Genomic DNA, 17,636 nt, shown 5'->3' on the forward strand with positions numbered 1-17,636 from the left:
CCCATCGACGCGATTTGGGCACGCGTGTTATGAATACCGCGTTTGCCACGTCGGCGTCTGTGGTTTAGCGCACGTTGCGTTGCGCAATACAGTTTAGGTAGTTGGATTGCCAATAAGCGAACCTAACTATTGGTTCGCAAAAAAGTGGTGTGGCAGGATTGATTACAGTTGCATTAATATGCGTTATGAAGTCTCACCCGATGTGAACCAGAAAAGCCTCCAGAAATTACTGAAATAGCAATTGCACGACCGATGGCACCCCTGCAGATCACTGCGCCACCGCCTCCCGGGGATTCAGACGTGGCGGGACGACCTCATCCGCTTATATTTTCGGTTTGTAGAATTTTTCCAGTGGCAGACACTTGGACCGCGCGAACGTACTTATCCGTCTTTGCGCGCTTATGCTTCGCATCTGGATCCACCTTTCTATGCGTGTCATTTTGCAGCAAAACCTCTTCTGCGATGGGCGCACACATTCACTTGGAACATTCGAACGTTCGGCGCCGCACAGACACTGCATGTTCCAGCACGGATCATGCAGTTGCGTCACGAGCCATCGCAGACTTTCGGCACTCGATGCTTCCGACTTGTGACCTTCTACTGCGAAGTGCAAATCCTCACGGGTGTCGTCGGATCCTGTATATGGAATTACGCGAGGCGTTCGGACGGCGGTGGCGGTAGACCGAGCACGGTACCTGTCGAGAGTCACAACTAGCTAACGGGAATCATCCGTCGATGCATTTGTTGACCGGATCAGCGATCAACGGTACAGCGGCGACGTTGGGCAGCCTGGAAGACCTGTCCAGCGCGGTGGCTGTCAGATCATCCAGAAGACGATCGAGGCGGAATTGACGACATTGCTCGAACAGTACGATAACGTGAAGACCTGTGGTGACAAGCGCACGGGGATATGCCGGGGCCATCTGCCCGGGCGCGCGTTCGTCACGTCTATCGCAGCCCGGCCGGCAAAGGTGTGCAGCCGCTCGGGTTCTAGCTCGACGTTCAACTCGATGTTGCTGGGCGTGAAATGAAAAATGAGCGCGGACAGAAGCTTCTCAAGCGTGTCGACCTTATTGTCGGCGGCGCTTTCTTGTACATATTAGGGGTGTTTCGCAAAAAGCGAAGCCTGCCCGCTGACTGCACCACGGCAGGCATTTTCGCCTTCGCTGCAATTGGTGACTCGATCTTGTCGTCAATAGTTATTTCTGAGTTAAGAAAAGTCAAAAAGATTTCCAGGGTGGTGGTATTTGCATCACGAAGCAATGCGCGAATCTATGATCTGTTTGAGGGCCTCGACGAAATTGTCATAGTGCCGTTGACCAGTCCGTTGAACGCGCTCAAGGAAATAAAGAAATACGAGGTTGATGTCTTAATCGATACTTCGCAATGGCCAAGGATTTCGGCCATATTGGCAGCTTTGACGAAGACGAAGTTTACAATTGGATTTAAGACCGGGAATCAATTCCGCCATTATGCTTATGATGCTAGCGTTGAGCATTGCGAAGACCTTCATGAGCTTGATAATTTCAGAAGGCTATTGCGCCCCCTAGGCATCGAATCGACGGAACATCCGAAAATCACCAAAACTATTCGTCCCTCCAGTTTGCCGTTCGTCATTGACGATAAATATGCTGTTTTTCATCCGTGGGCCTCTGGAACAAATTTCGCCATGCGCGAGTGGCCCATGGAGTACTGGCGCGATCTTGCGCATATATTGATTGATAACGGGCGCGCCATTGTTATCACGGGCGGTCCTGAAGATGCTACAAGGGCTCAACAATTGGTTGATCTGATCGGCAGCCAGAAGGTCGTGAGCGTGGCAGCCAAGGTGAGCCTGACTGAAGTGGTCGGAATAATAAGGCGGGCGGAGTGCATAATTTGTGTGAACACTGGAATCATGCATTTGTCTGCAATGCTGGATACGCCGATGGTTAGTCTGCATGGTCCCACCAATCCTTTTCGATGGGGCCCTGTCGGCAAAGAGCGTGGAGTCATCGCTGTGTCCAAGCGAGAAGGCGGAATGTTCCTGAGCCTCGGATTTGAATATGCAAAGAATGTGAAGTACGTGATGGAAAAGATAAGCGTCGCTTCTGTCGCCGACGTTCTGAGTGAAGTTTATTCGATCGATATAGGCCACCATGACAAGAAACCCGCCGGTGAAGCTTTCGCCTCCTGATTTCGACTGCGCTCAATTAATGGTCGTGGGCGACGTCATGCTCGATTGGTATTGGCACGGTGTGACTTCGCGGATCTCGCCGGAGGCACCCGTTCCCGTCGTCCATGTGCAAGCGGAAGAGACGCGTGTCGGTGGGGCAGGAAACGTCGCGCTGAACGCGGCGGCGCTTGGAGCTCGTGTTCGTCTTCTCGGCTTGGCCGGGCAGGATGCGCACGCCGATCGGATCGAAGAGTTGCTGCGCGAAGGCGGGGTTGATTGCGTTCTCCAACGCGTCGCGGGCAGCAAGACGATCACCAAGCTTCGGATTCTCTCCCGCCATCAGCAGATGATCAGGGCGGACTTTGAGGACCATTTCCCCGAACGCAATGGAGATGAGCTGATCTTCAGCTTTGAGCGGCAACTGCACGAAGTCGATGCCGTGGTCTTATCTGACTACGCTAAAGGGTCGCTGCACGATTCGAAGAACCTCATCTCCGCCGCTCGCCGTGCAGGAAAACCCGTCATCGTCGATCCGAAAGGAACGGATTTCGAGCGTTATCGCGGCGCCACTGTCATTACGCCCAACCTGTCCGAATTCGAGGCTGTCGTTGGGCGGTGCGAGAGTGATGCCACGATCGAGCAGAAGGGTGCCGCCCTTTGCGATGCATTTGAATTCGAAGCGGCGCTCGTCACACGCAGCGAGAAAGGCATGACGTTAATTTCTCGCGGCCGCGCCCCATTGCATTTGCCGACGCGCGCGCGCGAGGTGTTCGATGTGACGGGGGCCGGGGACACTGTCGTTGCCACGCTAAGTGCCGCGCTCGGCGCCGGCATGCCGCTGGACGAAGCAGTCGTGCTTTCCAATGTCGCGGCAGGCATCGTTGTGGCTAAATTGGGAACCGCGACGGTCCGTCGCCCCGAACTTCAGCAGGCACTGCAGCATGACTTGCATTCCGCACGTCGAGGCAATATTCTCGCGCGAATTTGCCTATTACCTTGGCGAGCGAAACCCCGCTCTGAAAAGCCGAGTAACGTGCACCTGACTCGCAGACGTGAGCGGGAGGTCGAGAGCTGACACGGTGTGGACTCGTTGTGCCGGCTGATGACCCGCTCCCCCTCGATGCTCACATCGATTGGCATACGAAAATGAATGGGTTCAATCCCGCGAACTGAATGATTGCGCGGGCCTTGTCCTTCTCAGGCTGCAATCACGCCGCGGCAATGCTGTGAGCGTCGCGAGCCTCAACTGGCAGTGCCGCGTAAGCGGTGGCGAGATGATAGGGCGTAGTCGACGGCATGTCGGCGCGCGATACGTCGCCCGCAGCGGTCTTGCATTCGAACCAACCGTGCTCATGCAGAAACCGCTGGCGGAATCGTTCGATCTGCCCCGGCAGCACGGCGCGCGCCGCGTCATCGTCGCGGGTGGCGAGTGCGCGCAGATATTCGCTTTGCGCCCAGATCCGCTGCGTGGCGTCCTTCATCCGGCCGGCTTCGTCGAGCGACGCGCATACGCCGCCCGTGACCGAATCCACGCCATGTTGCTGCGCAAATTCAAACGCGCGCGTGAGCGCGTCGTCGAGTCCCGATCCGTCCAGTAGCTCCCCTGCTTGCCTGATCAGCCAGAACCATTCGAACTGATGGCCGGGCTCCAGACGGTTGTCGTCGACTCCCAACGGCAGTTCCGCGATGCAACCGGTCGGCGCATGCAAGAACGTGCGTTCGATGGCGTCGGCCAGCTTGCGCAACGCGGAATCGAACGCACTGTCATGGGTTACGTCGCGTGCGGCGAGCCAGGCTTCGGTGAGATGCATCAACGGGTTTTGCAGCGGCGTGCCGGTCACCGTCGAAAAATCCGCGTCGAGCGCTGCGTTGAACAATCCGTGTTGCGCGGCGAAACGCGTTTCGATCAGCGCCGAGGTGCTGTGGACCAGGTCGAGTGCGTCGCGATTGTCGAACCTCGCGGCATATTCAGCGCACGCGAAGACCAGGAACGCGTGCGTATAGAGATCCTTCGTCGTATCGAGTGGCGTACCTTGTGCATCGACGCTGTAGAACCAGCCGCCGCGCTGTTTGTCCTGGAAGTAGCGCAACAGGGATTCGAACAGCACATGGGCATGCGCTGCTTCGCTGGCCTGCGAGAAGACGAACAACTGCCGCGCGCATGCCATCGCGCGATAGCGTTCAACCGGCATCGGAAGGTGGTCCGCGTCAGCGCTGAGGGCCTCGTAGGGCAGATGCATCGCGCTATTGAAGCCCGGCCCGCGCCAGACCGGCAGGACGACGCGTGCGTAGTGATCTCGTAGCGTGGCGGCAAGGGCGATCGTGGAGGCTGGTGTATTCATGCTGCGAATCTCCTTCCGTATGGGCGTAGAAAGCTTGTCGCATTGCACCTGAACTGCACTCGAAGACTCGCGCATACGAGCTAGCGCCGCACGCACGCTGCTGCGATGCGCGTTAAATGCGCGATTGCGCGGATTGCGCATGAACCGGGCGAGCCACTCCACCCGCGAGTTCACGCTCCAGAACATCGAGCAATTGATGTGCGGACCGCTCCCACCGGAAACCACGAGCATGCTCCCGTCCGCGTTCACGCCAGGTTTCGCGCACCGCGGCGTCCTCCATCATCTGCGTCACCTTGTCGACGATGTCGTCGACCGAATGCGCGTCGCAGTACAGCGCGGCATCGCCGCATACCTCAGGAAGGGAAGCTTCACGCGACACGACGACCGGACATCCACAAGACATCGCTTCAAGCGGCGGCAGCCCGAAGCCCTCGTATAGCGAAGGAAACAGAAAGCAGGCTGCATTTTCATACAGCGCTCTCAATTCGCCGTCCGATACGAAGCCTGCGGGGATGATCTTTTTCGACAAGTCGTAACCCACTTTCGCCTGTGAACTGAAGACGCGCAAATCGCATCCGCCGACGACAACGAACTTCAGGTCATGGCGGTCGCTCAGGCGCTCCATCGCGGCAACGATGCGTGGAAGGTTTTTTCCTACCGAGAGATTTCCGACAGCGAGTACGTAAGCATCGTTCTGCAGATTCAAGCGTGACAGAATCGCCGGGGCCGGTGCGATCTTCTCAAAGTGGTCCACACCGTTCAGGACCACCGAAATGCGCGACCCGTCGATGCCAAGTCGCTCCATGATGCGTGTCTTCGAGAACTCCGACACCGTCACGATGTGGCTGGCGTTGCGCTTCAGCAGAGAAAACGCGACGCGATACCAGAGCCTGTACTTCCACGAGTAATTTTCAGGCAGATCGTAGATCGCAACGTCATGCATCATCACGACCTGCCGGCGTGCGAACAAGGGGCCCATATTGCAAAGGCTGAGAAGCGTTCGTCCGCCAAGCGCGAATGGCAGTGCCAATTGCTCCCACAGCGAGCCCTTGAACCACCGGCCGATCATTTTTGTTTTCGGCAAGACAACGTCGGTTCGTGCGTTCGCGGGAACCAACACGGGCAGGTCGGTTTCATCGGGAAATAGACGTTGGAACGCCAACGCCAGTTCATAGCCGACACGTTGCACGCCTGTGATGCGTTGAGATGCAAACTTGCCATTGATTGCAAACCCAGCAGAAGCACCCCGCCAGTGAGACTGTCGCGCCGAGCCGGTGTCGGCTGGCACCGCAGACTGAACGGGGGCATCTTCCGGGCGCACGTGAGACCGCTCCGCAAACTGCTTCATCAGATGTCGCTCCTGTATGCCAGCCGATGCGAACATCGAGAAAGCGCTGTCAGCCAGCACAAACGTATGCCGCTCGGCCTTTCATGTGAGATTGCCGCAACTGGACGTTCGGGGGAGAGAGAAGGTGGGATGTCGGCTGTTTCGCCACGCCGCGAGGATGCGAAGCGAATTTCGTGAGCCTCACAGGCGAGACGATTTGAAACCCCGCAAGCCACGAAGAGCCTATCTGTAGAAGCCGATTCGACGACGTGAACAATGTTCATAGGCATTTCGTACGGGTCACCTTGCGATGCACGAGCGTGCATGCTGTTCAATACGCCCCGCTTCCGTCGAAGACCACCTTGAAGGTTCTTAGCAGAATGGTAATGTCGAGCAGCGTGGAACGTTCTTTCACATACGAGACGTCCAGCGCGACTCTCGTCGCATAGTCAACGTTATTGCGTCCGCTGACCTGCCACAATCCTGTGACGCCGGGCCTGACCGACAGGTAATAGTGGGCGTCGGGGCCATACCGTTCCAGTTCCTTCGTGACGATGGGGCGGGGACCGACGAGACTCATGTCGCCCCGAAGAACATTCCAGAGTTGAGGCAGTTCATCAAGGCTCGTCTTGCGCAGAATCCGGCCGACAGTGGTGATGCGTACGTCGTTCTTAAGCTTGAAATCGCGATTCCATTCCTCGCGCGCGGCGGCGTCGGTGGCAAGGAGTTCGGCGAGCACGACATCGGCCTTCGGCACCATGGAGCGGAATTTTAGGCAGCGAAACGTTCGTCCGCCTCTTCCAACGCGCGGATGGCCAAAGAAAGCCGACCCACCGTCGCTTAGTACGACGCAACCTATGACGAGAAAAATCGGCAGCAGCACAAGGAGCAGCGCCGACGCGCCGAAAATGTCGAAAACGCGTTTTGTGAAGTCGCTTTTTCTCGACGGGACGTCAGAGTCATTGGCCGCCGGCAACGCACGGCGAGGCATTGGGCCCGCAGCGGCATCCGCCGACACGTCCGAAGCAAACGGCTCCTCGGCGCGATTCAGTTCCGAGGTGCTGTCCATATGCGAAGCTGAAAAGCCGCGGGCGCCCAATTCAGGATGTTCGGCGCGCGAACGACTTTCGTAGCGGGTATCGAAAGGATTGACGTCCTTTGACACTGATTTCGATACCTTGCCGACTAAAGCCATTGCTGCCCCCGGTTCGAAGTTCGTTGACGAATAGATCAGTGTTTCGGCATTGCAAGTCGTGCCGGTTTTTTCAATCGTTGAGGCAAAATACGCCATCGGACGAATGCGGCGGACGACTCGAGATCGGACAGCAGGGATATAGCAATTAAATTGCTATAAAAAATACCGCAAATAAGTAAGGAAATCAGATGAAGAAAAATGAATAAAAACTGCTCCATACCAAGCAGGGACGCGCGCTAGCAGCATGCGGAGCGTCGCATTCCCCGGCAACTTAAATCCTAATTATTTCAGTAGAAAGTATAGCTTTGCAATTTGGCGTCCGTGCGCGGACTAGTCGTAAATTGCCGATGTCTTGGCCGACTCAGAAAGATATGCCGATCGGCGTCGCGATACATCAGACGGCCACCGCGGGCACTACGAAAATGTTTGATCGTTATCAATATTCCAATCGTCACCGCCGAAGCCGGATTCGACAGATAAACCAGTTTCATCCGGCGGGCCGTGAGTCACCCACTACGTATTGACCTACGATGTCGATCAACGCGATAAATACGCGTCTGCTCCGTGCTTGATCGAGTATGTGTAGACGTAGAGTATCTGCACGAATGTCGCTACTCCGTTCGGTACAGCACACAAAGCTCGGTTAGCGCACGCGTAAATCGCCGCGTCCATGTGTATGATGAAAGCGGCGCGCCGCGCAGACGCTGGCTCCAACAAGATGAGTGCCGATTGCCGTCGCAAAAGTGTTGCGCGTTGTTTCCCAGAGTTGAGCCAAACGTGTAGCGAGGATTCCGCTGTTTAGTGTGCTGGCTAGCCCGCGAGACGAGTGTTCGATCTCGCACGCAATACGCCGGATCTGTCATCTGGCTTGCGCAGTCGAGAGAGGAGGCTGAGTGTGATTCGCACGGTTCGTGCGTCAGGTAAGTTGGTACGCCTCAGTGACTCGCCCCAAGGTACGCCGCCTTCACCGAGGGGTCGTTGCGCAATTCCGTCGCGGGGCCGTGCGCCGAAATTCTGCCGTTCTCCAGTACATAGCCATAATCGGCCACATTGAGTGCCGCGGCGGCGAACTGTTCGACCAGCAACATGGTGACGCCCTGACTCTTCAGATTGCCGATGATTCGAAACACCTCTTCGACCAGAATGGGCGCGAGTCCCATCGACGGTTCGTCGAGCAAGACCAGGTCCGGGTTCATCATGATCGCGCGTGCCATCGCCAGCATCTGTTGCTCGCCGCCGGAAAGCGTGCCGGCCAGTTGATGGCGTCGTTCCTTGAGCCGCGGAAACATCTCGATCGCGCGCTCCAGATCGGCCTTCACATCGCCGCGCGGTCGCGCCGAAGTCAGGCGCGGGAACGCGCCGAGTATCAGGTTGTCGGTCACGCTCATGGTCGCGAACACGCGCCGGCCTTCCGGCGAATGCGCGAGCCCGAGCCGCGCGATGCGATGTGAATCCAGCGCGTCGATGCGCTTTGCGTCGGCGCCGACGCCCATCGTAATCTCACCGGCACTCGGCCGGATCATGCCGGAGATCGCGCGCATGGTGGTTGTTTTGCCCGCGCCGTTAGAGCCGATCAGCGTGACCACAGACGCCTTCGACACATCGATTGAAATGCCGTGCAGCACTTTCACTTTGCCGTAGCCCGCATGCAGATTTCTGATCGATAACATGTCTGTTCCTGTAAGCGCGCTGGCTCGCTTCACGCCGCTTGACCGGCAGGCTGGCCGCCGAGATAGGCTTCGATGACTTTTTCGTTAGACTGAATATCAGCAGGCTTGCCCTCAGCGATCTTCTGCCCGAAGTCCAGCACCGAAACGCGGTCGCACACGCTCATCACCACGTCCATGTGATGCTCGATGAGCACGACGGTAATGCCGTGATCGCGCACTTTGCGAATGATCGCGACCAGTTCCTTTATATCCGGCGCGGTGAGCCCCGCAGCAGGTTCGTCGAGCAACAGTAATTGCGGATCGAGCGCGAGTGCCCGCGCGATTTCGAGCAGACGCTGTTTGCCGTACGCCAGGTTGCGTGCTTCCTCGGCGCCGACATTGTCGAGGCCGACGAACCGCAGCATGCCGAATGCGCGTTCGCGCGCGGCGCGTTCCTCGCGCCGATAGCGCGACGACATCAGACCGACATCCGCGAGATTCGCGTTGAACGTGTGATGCAGGCCGACCAGCACATTCTCGAGGGCGGTCATCTCGCCGAACAACTGCACGTTCTGGAAAGTGCGCGCGATCCCGGACAGCGCGATCTGTGCGGAAGTCTTGCCGGCGAGCGACGCGCCCCGATACTCGAGCGTGCCTGCGGTCGGCACATAGATGCCGGTGAGCACATTCATCATCGTGCTTTTTCCGGATCCGTTCGGGCCGATCAGTCCGTGAATCGTGCCGCGCTGCACCGTCAGATCGACGTCGTTGAGCGCCTTCAGTCCGCTGAACTGCATCAGGATGCCGCGCAACTGCAGGATGTCTTCCGTGCCGCCCGCGTGCACCGCCTGAACCGCATCGCCACCGATCGTGGCCGGTTGCGTGGTGTCGACGGTAACCGTGCGGACCCGGCCATGCATCACGATCTTGCGCACAAAGCCGACCACGCCGTCCTGCAGGTAATACACCACCAGCAGAATCATCAGCCCGAAGATCGTCAACCGCCAGTCGGCAAGCGTGTCGATCCGGTAGGAAAACGCGGCGAGACCCACTGTGCCCAAAACCGGAATCGCGACCTTGCGCGGCGTGGACGCCTTGCGCGCCAGCGCGACGCCCGCGCCGATCACGACGACCGCTGCTAACACCGAGGCGACGGTGCGGAACATGTCGATATCGTCGAGCAGTTTGGGCAGCAGCACGATGATCGCCGAGCCGAGCAATGCGCCAGTGCGGGTCTTGCGGCCGCCCATGATGATCGCGAGCAGGAACAGAATGGTGAGTTCGAAGTTATAGGTATTCGGCGAGATGTACTGCTCCGAATACGAATAGAGGCAGCCGGCCAGGCCGGCAAACCCGGCGCTGATCACGAACGCATAAACCTTGTAGCGGTACACCGAGACACCCATGCAGTCCGACGCGATCGGACTGTCGCGCAGCGCCTCGAATGCGCGGCCCAGATGCGATCGGAGCACGCGGTGCACGACGATCAGCGAGGCGACCAGCAGCGCCGCGACGAGCCAGTAGTACTCGACTTCGTTCATCGGCCGGCCGGCGATCGAAGGTTTCGGGATCTTCACGCCCATCGGTCCGTTGGTCAGAAAATCCATCTCGTTGATGAGAATCTGCAGGATCGTGCCGAACGCCAGCGTCACCATCGCGAGGTAAGGACCGGACACGCGCAACGCAGGCAGCGCGAGAATCGCGCCGAAGGCGGCGGTGATGAGAATCGCCAGCGGCGCCGTGACGATGAACGGCATGCCGAGCTTGAAGAACAACACGCCGGCCGTATAAGCGCCGACGCCGAACAGCCCGGCGTGCCCGAGCGACACCTGCCCGGTATAACCGACCACGATGTCGAGACCGAAAAGCAGGATCGCGTAGATCATGATCGTTTCGAGCAGGTGGATGTAGTACGGGTTGCCCGACAACACGGGAAACACCGCGAGCGCGATCAGCGCCAGTGCGGACGCAACGAGCTTCTTCGGATTCACGGCGGCCCTCACACTTTCTTGATCGACGTCTTGCCGAACAGGCCGGCAGGTTTCAATGCGAGCACGATCAGCAGCAGTACGAGCCCGGGCACGTCCTTATAGCCGGTGGAAATGTAGAAGCCGGTCGTGGTCTCGGCGATGCCGAGAATCACGCCGCCCACCACGATGCCCAGCCCGCTCGACAGCCCGCCGATGATCGCCACCGCGAACGCCTTGAGTCCGAGCACGGCGCCCATCGTGGCGCCGGTGAGCGTGAGCGGCGCGATCAGCACGCCGGCGAAAGCCGCGGTCAGAGACGACAATGCGTACGAAAACGTGATGACGAGACCGGTATTGATGCCCATCAACGCCGCGGCGTCGCGGTCGTTCGCGGTGGCGACCACGGCCTTGCCGAAGATCGTCTTGCGATTGAAGAACTCGACCGCCAGCATCATCACCAATGCGCCGCCGACCACCAGCAATTCCATCGACAGCACATTGGCGCCGAATACTTTCAGCGGAGCTTCCGGAAGCGGGGAGGGGAAGCGCAGATCGTCGCGGCCCCAGAGGTTCTCCGCGACGTTCTTGAAGATGATGCCGAGCGCGATCGTCGACATGATCCAGCCGAATTCGGATTTGATCCTGATCGCGGGCCGCACGCCGATCCGTTCGACAAACGCGCCTTGCAGCAGACCGAATACGCAGACGAGCGGAATCATCAGCCAGTAGTTGACGCCGAGCGTGACGAGCGTGAGGCCGACCAGCGCGCCGAGCATCAGCGCATCGCCCTGACCGAAGTTGAGCGTGCCCGACGTGGCGAACGTGAGCTGATAGCCGAATGCGATCACGGCGTAGATCATGCCGAGCGCAATGCCGCTATAGATGAGCTGCAGAAGAATGGCCATCGTCGACCGCCTTGGAGTTCACCGGATATGAAGCAAAGCCGCGCCCGCCGCGAGGCGGGTACGGCTTCGTAGCATGCTGCCGCGCTTACTTCACGCTCAGTTCGCCGAGCTCGCCTGCTTGCTGCGCAACTGGCTGCCGCCTTTCTTGTCGGCTTCGTACGCGTAGACCACGCGGCCGCCCTTGACCTCGCCGACCACCGGCACGTTCGGGCTGATGGCTTCGTGGTCGTCGTGCGTGAAGGGTTTGTCGTAGACCATCACGACGCCTTCCACCTTGGTGTTGAGGTTTTCGAGCGCGGCGCGCACTTTCGGGCCGTCGGTCGAGCCGGCCTGGCTGATCGCGGCGGCCAGCAGATAGACCGAGTCGTAACCTTGCGCGGCGGACACTGGCGAGTCGATGCGGTTGTTCTTCGGCTTGAATTCCTTCAGGTACGCGTCGATAAAGGCTTTGCGTTTGGGCGTGTTGGCTTCCTGAATGAAGGTCTGCGGCATGCGCGCGCCTTCGCCGTTGGTGCTGGCGTTGTCGATATAGTTCGCCATCGACAGGGTCCAGCTGCCGATCAGCGGTACTTTCCAGCCGAGCTTGGCCATGCCGTTGGCGATCTGCGCGAGTTCCGGTCCGATCCCATACGTCAGCACCGCTTCCGCGCCGGCCTCTTTGGCCTTGAGCAACTGCGCGGTCATGTCGACGTCCTTGATATTGAATTTCTCGACGGCGACGGGTTTCACACCTTTGGTGGCGAGCGCTTTCTCGAGGTCTTCGCGGCCGAGCTGACCGTAGTTGGTCGAGTCGGCGAGAATCGCAACCTTCTTGAAGCCACGTTTGGTCACGGCTTCTTCGACTATCATCGGCGCCTGGATGCGATCCGCGGCGGCATTGCGGAACACGTAGTTATCCGGCTGATCGGTGAACTGCTTCGTCACGATGCTGCCTGTGGCCACGTTGTTAAATACGGGAATCTTCGCTTCCTGGAAGAAGCGTTGCGAAGCGAGTGCGACGCCAGTGTTGATGTAGCCGACCACCGCGACGACCTTTTCCTTGTTGATCAGCTCTTGCGCGATCTGCACGCCGCGTTCGTTTTTCGCTTCGTCGTCGCGTTCCACCAGCACGATCTGGCGGCCCAGCACGCCGCCGGCTTTATTGATCTCGGCGGTCGCGAGGCGCACGCCGTCGCGCATGCTGACGCCCATCGAAGACGAGCCACCGGTGAACGGTCCGTCGACGCCGATCTTGATCGGATCCGCCGCGTAGCTGACATTGGCGAGGGCACAAAGGGCGAGCGCACCCACAACGCTTTTCAAGCGAATTCCCATAGCTGTCTCCGTAGCATATCTTTTCTTGCATGAAGCCTCGATGCGGGCTCATGCGCGCCGATTCACACGTTCTTAGGAAGCCTGACCGTCAATCGGTAAGTCAGTATAGAAATCGTAAAGTATTAGTAATATGCGGAATTACCCGTGTGGTGCAATCCCGCAGTCGACGGCGGCGGAACCCCTGCCTGGCGGCTCCTTCGTGCCACCGTCGACTTTCATTCAGCTCACGCGAACCCTTGCGGATTCGTCGATTGCCAGCGCCAGTGATCCGCGCACATGCGCTCGATGCCGAACTGCGCGCGCCAGCCAATGATCTTCTCAGCCGCCGCCGGATCGGCGAAACACGAGGCGACGTCGCCGGGGCGGCGCGCCACGATTTCATATGGCACCGGTCGGCCGGCGGCCTTCTCGAACGCCTTGACCACGTCGATCACGCTATAGCCCTGACCTGTGCCGAGGTTCACGACGAAACTGGCATCGCGCTTGACTAGCGCATCGAGCGCGGCCAGATGTCCGCGCGCCAGATCGACAACGTGGATATAGTCGCGCACGCCGGTGCCGTCAGGCGTCTCATAGTCGCCGCCGAACACGCGCAGCTTCTCGAGCTTGCCGACCGCCACTTGCGCGACATACGGCATCAGGTTGTTCGGAATGCCGGCGGGATCTTCCCCGATCAGACCGCTCTCGTGCGCGCCAACCGGATTGAAGTAACGCAGCGTGGCAATGTGCCAGGACGGATCGGCCACTTCCAGATCGCGCAACACCTGCTCGGCGATCAGCTTCGACTGGCCGTAGGGATTGGTGGCCGATAGCGGGAACGACTCGTCGATCGGCGAGCTCTTCGGCACGCCGTATACGGTGGCCGACGAACTGAACACGAACTGCTTGACGTTACGGTCGCGCATCACGCCGAGCAAGGTCAGCAGGCTGCCTACGTTGTTGCTGTAGTACTCGATCGGCTTGGCCACGGACTCGCCCACGGCCTTCAGCGCGGCAAAGTGAATTGCGCCCGTGATCGGATGCGCGTCGAAAATACGGTTGAGCGCAGCTTCGTCGCGTGCATCGGCTTCGTAGAAGGTCACCGCCTTGCCGGTGATCTTTTCCACGCGCCGCAGCGATTCGCGGTTGCTGTTCACGAGATTGTCGATTACCACGACGTCGTAACCGCCATTCAACAGTTCGACACAGGTGTGCGAGCCGATAAAACCCGCGCCGCCCGTTACCAGAATCGTGCCCTTCGTGGTCATGCTGTTGCTCCGTTAAAGTAAAACGCCCGTCATTTTCTGCACCAGGTCCTTATACGTTTCGACGACCACCCGTTCGTCGAATTCTTCCGCGACTTTCTTCCGGCCGCGTTCAGCCATGGCCCGCCGCTCCGCGCTGCTCATGTCGAGCATGCGTGCCAGCGCGGCCGCAAGGCTTTCTGCATTGCGCACTTCGCACAGCAATCCGTTGACGCCGTCCGCCACCACCTCGCGGCAGCCGGGCACGTCGGTGGCGACGATCGGCCGGCCCATCGCCGAGGCTTCCATCAGCGTACGCGGCACGCCTTCGCGATACGACGGCAGGACCACGCAATCCGCCTCGGCGATCAAAGGCCGCACGTCGTGCGCCTCGCCAAGATACTCGATGATGCCTTCCCGCTCCCACACCGCCACTTCCTCGCGCGTGATCGCGCTGGGATTGTCGACGCCGACCGGGCCGAGCAACTGGAACCGCGCGTGCGGGTAACGTTCACGCAAGCGCCGTGCGGCTTCGACATATTCGCCCACGCCCTTGTCCCACAGCAGCCGCCCGATCAGCACGAAGCGGTAATCGGTGCGCTCGGGCAACGGCGTGAAGGCGAACTGCACGAGGTCGACGCCTTCGCCATGCAACAGCCGCGCACGCTCAGGATGCACCAACAAATTCTGTTCGACAAACGCCGCTTGATCGTCGCGATTCAAAAACCATATTTCGCGCGGGAAACGGAACGCGAAACGATACAGCTTTTTGGCCACCTGAGCGGCGCGGCTATGCTGGATGAACACGTAGCCGAGTCCCGTTGTGACCGCAACCGACTGCACGCCCGCCAGCTTCGCGGCGATCGAACCGTAGATATTCGGCTTGATCGTGTAGTGGAACACCACGTGCGGACGGATCGACCGGTAGTGCCGGTAGAGCGCGTACAGCGTGCGCAGGTCGTCGCGTGGACTGGTGCTTTTCGAGGCGACCGGCAATTCGATGCAGCGGCAGCCCATGGCGGTGAGCAGTTCGAACGTGCGGTCGCGCGGCGCGACGATCGTCACGTCGACGCCGCGTCCGACCAGCATACGGATCAGCCCTTGCCGATAGGTATAGATTGCCCAGGCGGTGTTACAGACGAGTGTAATGCGCAACGCGGGCGTCGACTTCAAGGCAGGCTTCATGCGGGAACGAGCTCGGCGGTGAATGGGATGGTGAATGATTTAATGGCTCGCGCGCGGCGTGAGCAGGCTGCGTTTGATCCGCTGCAGTGCGCCGTAGGGCGTCACCAGATGCAGCAGATTTTTGGCGAGGCCCAGCCAGTCGTACAGATTGGCGGCGTTGAAGTAGCGCAATTGCAGGCGCAGCGTCGAACTCACCTGGCGGCGCCGTTTGGTCGCGCTGATGCCGCCTTCGTTCAGTTCGTAGTAGAGCCCGAGCTCGGGCAGGTTCGCGCAGTCGTAGCGCTCCATCAGACGTACGAACAGATCGAGATCTTCGGCGGAAGGGTACTCGGCGCGGTAGTTGCCGACCGCGCGCACGGCGTCGAGGCGCAACATCATCGAAGGATGCGCAAGGCATGAGCGTAAGAAGCGCAGGCGGCGGATCGCGTTCGGTTCGGCGGGCGGCGTCAGCATGAAGAGCGGCTTGCCTTCGCGGGTGACGACTTGCGTCCACATGCCGAGCCCTGCCACGCGTGGATGCGATTCCATGAACATGCGTTGTTTGGCGAGCCGCTGCGGCACGCTGCGGTCGCCCGCATCGATGCGCGCCGCGTAACGAAAGCCGCGTTGGGCAAGCGCGTCGATGCCGGTTTGCAACGCGCGTTCGATCCCGCCGTTCTGCGCCATGCGCAACACTTCGATCGTCATATTGGCGATGGCCGGCGCGACTATCGGCGGCGTGCTGCCGTCGTCGACGATCAGCACGTGCACCGGCGCGCTTTCACTGAATGAAGCCAGCGTGAGCTCGACATCGGCCTGGCCGTTATAGGCGGGAATCAGCACCGCGACATCGTCGAGGGTCATTTGCGCGGGGGCGGGTGAGTTCGTCATGGGCGCAATTTGAAACGAATGTAATAAAGATTAACCGAGGCGGCGGCCAGGTATCCGGCGGCGAGGCCCATGAGCGCGCCATAGGCGCCAAAGCGCGGAATCGCCAGCAGATTGACCACGAACGCAACGGCCAGCGCCAGCAGCCACTTGGCGAGCAAGACGAACTTGGCCTGATATTTCAACACGATGAGATTGCCGATCGCCTCGATGCCGGCGGGTACCGACAGCCACACGGCCCAGCGGAAGATCTCGATCGCGCCTTCGAACTGCGGCCCGAACACGCGGCGGATGATCAGCCCGGCCAGCAGATCCAGCACGATCGCGCCACTCACCATCAGCACGGCGGTCATGGCCGTGAGCCGCCACATATTGCGGCGCAATTGGGCGGCGTCCTGCACGCGGTAGACGAAGGCGGGCGCAATGGTCTGCGCGAGCATCAGCGCGAGCGTGATCCAGTTTTCGTTCAACTGCTGGGCGGCGGAATAGCGCCCGAGGTCGGCGAAGGAAATCGTCCGTTCGAGCATCAGCCGGTCCAGTTTCAGGAACAGGTACATACCGATCAGGCCGAGCCAGAACACCGTGCCGGCGCTTGCGAAGTGTCTGAAGAGCGAACGGTCGAGATGCCAGCCGAGCTTGCCGCCGTGCCGGCGCACGTAATAGACCAGCAGGACCGCGCCGATGGCGGCCGATTCGAGCGCCCACAGCCAGCCGAAGCGCGCGGGCGTGGCCGCGGCGCGCACCAGCAGATAGACCAGAGCGGCCTTCAGCACCGCGGTGCTCATGCTGGTGAGCAATTGCGGCTTGCTATAGGTCATGCTCTGCAGCCACGCGTTCACCACGCCGACAAACGGTTCGCGAAACAGCATGGTGACGGCAAGGCCGGCCAGCATAGCGCCGACCAGCGGTTCGAAGAAATGCAAGGCGATGCCGAGCCAGGTCAGCAGCAAAGCGGCCACCGACACGGAAATGCGCAGCGCGAAGGCGCTGCCCAGCACCGTGCCGAGCTGCGCCGGTGGGCGGTTGACGATGGTAGGCACCAGAATCTCCGCGCCGCACACCCAGGTGATGGGCGAGAGCACCAGCAGCAGCGTGTTCGCGTATTGCCATTTGCCGAACGTGTCCGGCCCGAAGTAGCGCGCCAGCATGCCGCTGATCACGATCGCCACGCCGATCTGCGTGAGCCGTTCCAGCCCGAGCCAGACGATATTCGTGAAGGCGCGCGTGACGTCCGGATTGGCGAAGCGCTTGAGCGTCAGCATCCGCTGGCCGCTCGCCAGTCCGCTTGCGCTGAGCGTGCCGACCATGCCCGCGGCACCGTAAGCATGAGCGGCACGCATGACCCGTGCGGCACAGCGCGCGCGTTTGCCCAACCCGCCGACGGTCGCGGCAACTTTACATTTGGAGGGCGTCTAAGCATTAGAATGGTGCTATAAGGCTGGTCCGAAAGGCGCAATTATAAGTTGGAACCGGATCGCTTCCGGCAAGGGCGCATCGCTGTGTT

At 59.9% G+C, this 17,636-nt stretch carries 13 protein-coding genes; 2 read left to right on the forward strand and 11 right to left on the reverse strand.

Annotation, left to right across the window (positions count from 1 at the left end; genetic code table 11):
• The first annotated feature begins 1,027 nt into the window (after positions 1-1,027).
• Positions 1,028-2,176, forward strand: coding sequence for a glycosyltransferase family 9 protein (locus B0G80_RS20165; RefSeq protein ID WP_116119153.1), 1,149 nt, complete (start codon positions 1,028-1,030; stop codon positions 2,174-2,176).
• On the forward strand, positions 2,139-3,230 hold the full coding sequence (rfaE1, locus tag B0G80_RS20170; protein ID WP_116119154.1) for a D-glycero-beta-D-manno-heptose-7-phosphate kinase: 1,092 nt from the start codon (positions 2,139-2,141) through the stop codon (positions 3,228-3,230). The genes B0G80_RS20165 and rfaE1 overlap by 38 nt, the downstream gene beginning before the upstream one ends.
• Before the next feature lie 133 nt (positions 3,231-3,363).
• Here rfaE1 and B0G80_RS20175 read toward each other — a convergent pair whose 3' ends face one another.
• From B0G80_RS20175 to B0G80_RS20225, 11 genes are all read right to left on the reverse strand, one after another.
• Complete coding sequence (locus B0G80_RS20175; protein WP_116119155.1) at positions 3,364-4,497, reverse strand: AGE family epimerase/isomerase; 1,134 nt, start codon at positions 4,495-4,497, stop codon at positions 3,364-3,366.
• A gap of 112 nt (positions 4,498-4,609) precedes the next feature.
• On the reverse strand, positions 4,610-5,845 hold the full coding sequence (locus B0G80_RS20180; protein ID WP_116119156.1) for a glycosyltransferase family 1 protein: 1,236 nt from the start codon (positions 5,843-5,845) through the stop codon (positions 4,610-4,612).
• Positions 5,846-6,155: 310 nt separating this feature from the next.
• Positions 6,156-7,019, reverse strand: a complete 864-nt coding sequence (locus B0G80_RS20185) for a sugar transferase (RefSeq protein WP_116119786.1) — start codon at positions 7,017-7,019, stop codon at positions 6,156-6,158.
• 935 nt (positions 7,020-7,954) lie between these two features.
• Positions 7,955-8,689, reverse strand: coding sequence for an ABC transporter ATP-binding protein (locus tag B0G80_RS20190; protein ID WP_116119157.1), 735 nt, complete (start codon positions 8,687-8,689; stop codon positions 7,955-7,957).
• Positions 8,690-8,718: 29 nt separating this feature from the next.
• A complete protein-coding gene (locus tag B0G80_RS20195) occupies positions 8,719-10,659 on the reverse strand; it encodes an ABC transporter permease subunit (protein WP_116119788.1) in 1,941 nt (646 codons plus the stop codon).
• A gap of 8 nt (positions 10,660-10,667) precedes the next feature.
• Positions 10,668-11,543 (reverse strand): branched-chain amino acid ABC transporter permease, encoded by an 876-nt coding sequence (locus B0G80_RS20200; protein WP_116119158.1) that lies wholly within the window; start codon positions 11,541-11,543, stop codon positions 10,668-10,670.
• A gap of 96 nt (positions 11,544-11,639) precedes the next feature.
• The gene (locus tag B0G80_RS20205; RefSeq protein ID WP_116119159.1) at positions 11,640-12,857 is read right to left on the reverse strand and encodes an ABC transporter substrate-binding protein; all 1,218 of its coding nucleotides are present in this window, start codon (positions 12,855-12,857) and stop codon (positions 11,640-11,642) included.
• A 224-nt stretch (positions 12,858-13,081) separates the two neighbouring features.
• Positions 13,082-14,104: a UDP-glucose 4-epimerase GalE gene (gene galE / locus B0G80_RS20210; RefSeq protein ID WP_116119160.1), complete on the reverse strand. Its 1,023-nt coding sequence runs from the start codon at positions 14,102-14,104 to the stop codon at positions 13,082-13,084.
• Positions 14,105-14,116: 12 nt separating this feature from the next.
• The gene (locus B0G80_RS20215; RefSeq protein WP_116119161.1) at positions 14,117-15,265 is read right to left on the reverse strand and encodes a glycosyltransferase family 4 protein; all 1,149 of its coding nucleotides are present in this window, start codon (positions 15,263-15,265) and stop codon (positions 14,117-14,119) included.
• A 39-nt stretch (positions 15,266-15,304) separates the two neighbouring features.
• The gene (locus B0G80_RS20220; protein WP_116119162.1) at positions 15,305-16,135 is read right to left on the reverse strand and encodes a glycosyltransferase; all 831 of its coding nucleotides are present in this window, start codon (positions 16,133-16,135) and stop codon (positions 15,305-15,307) included.
• A complete protein-coding gene (locus B0G80_RS20225) occupies positions 16,132-17,394 on the reverse strand; it encodes an oligosaccharide flippase family protein (RefSeq protein WP_116119790.1) in 1,263 nt (420 codons plus the stop codon). Before B0G80_RS20225 ends, B0G80_RS20220 begins: the two co-directional genes overlap by 4 nt.
• Between the last annotated feature and the right edge of the window lie 242 nt (positions 17,395-17,636).

The organism is Paraburkholderia sp. BL6669N2 (assembly GCF_003387275.1).
Lineage (GTDB): Bacteria > Pseudomonadota > Gammaproteobacteria > Burkholderiales > Burkholderiaceae > Paraburkholderia.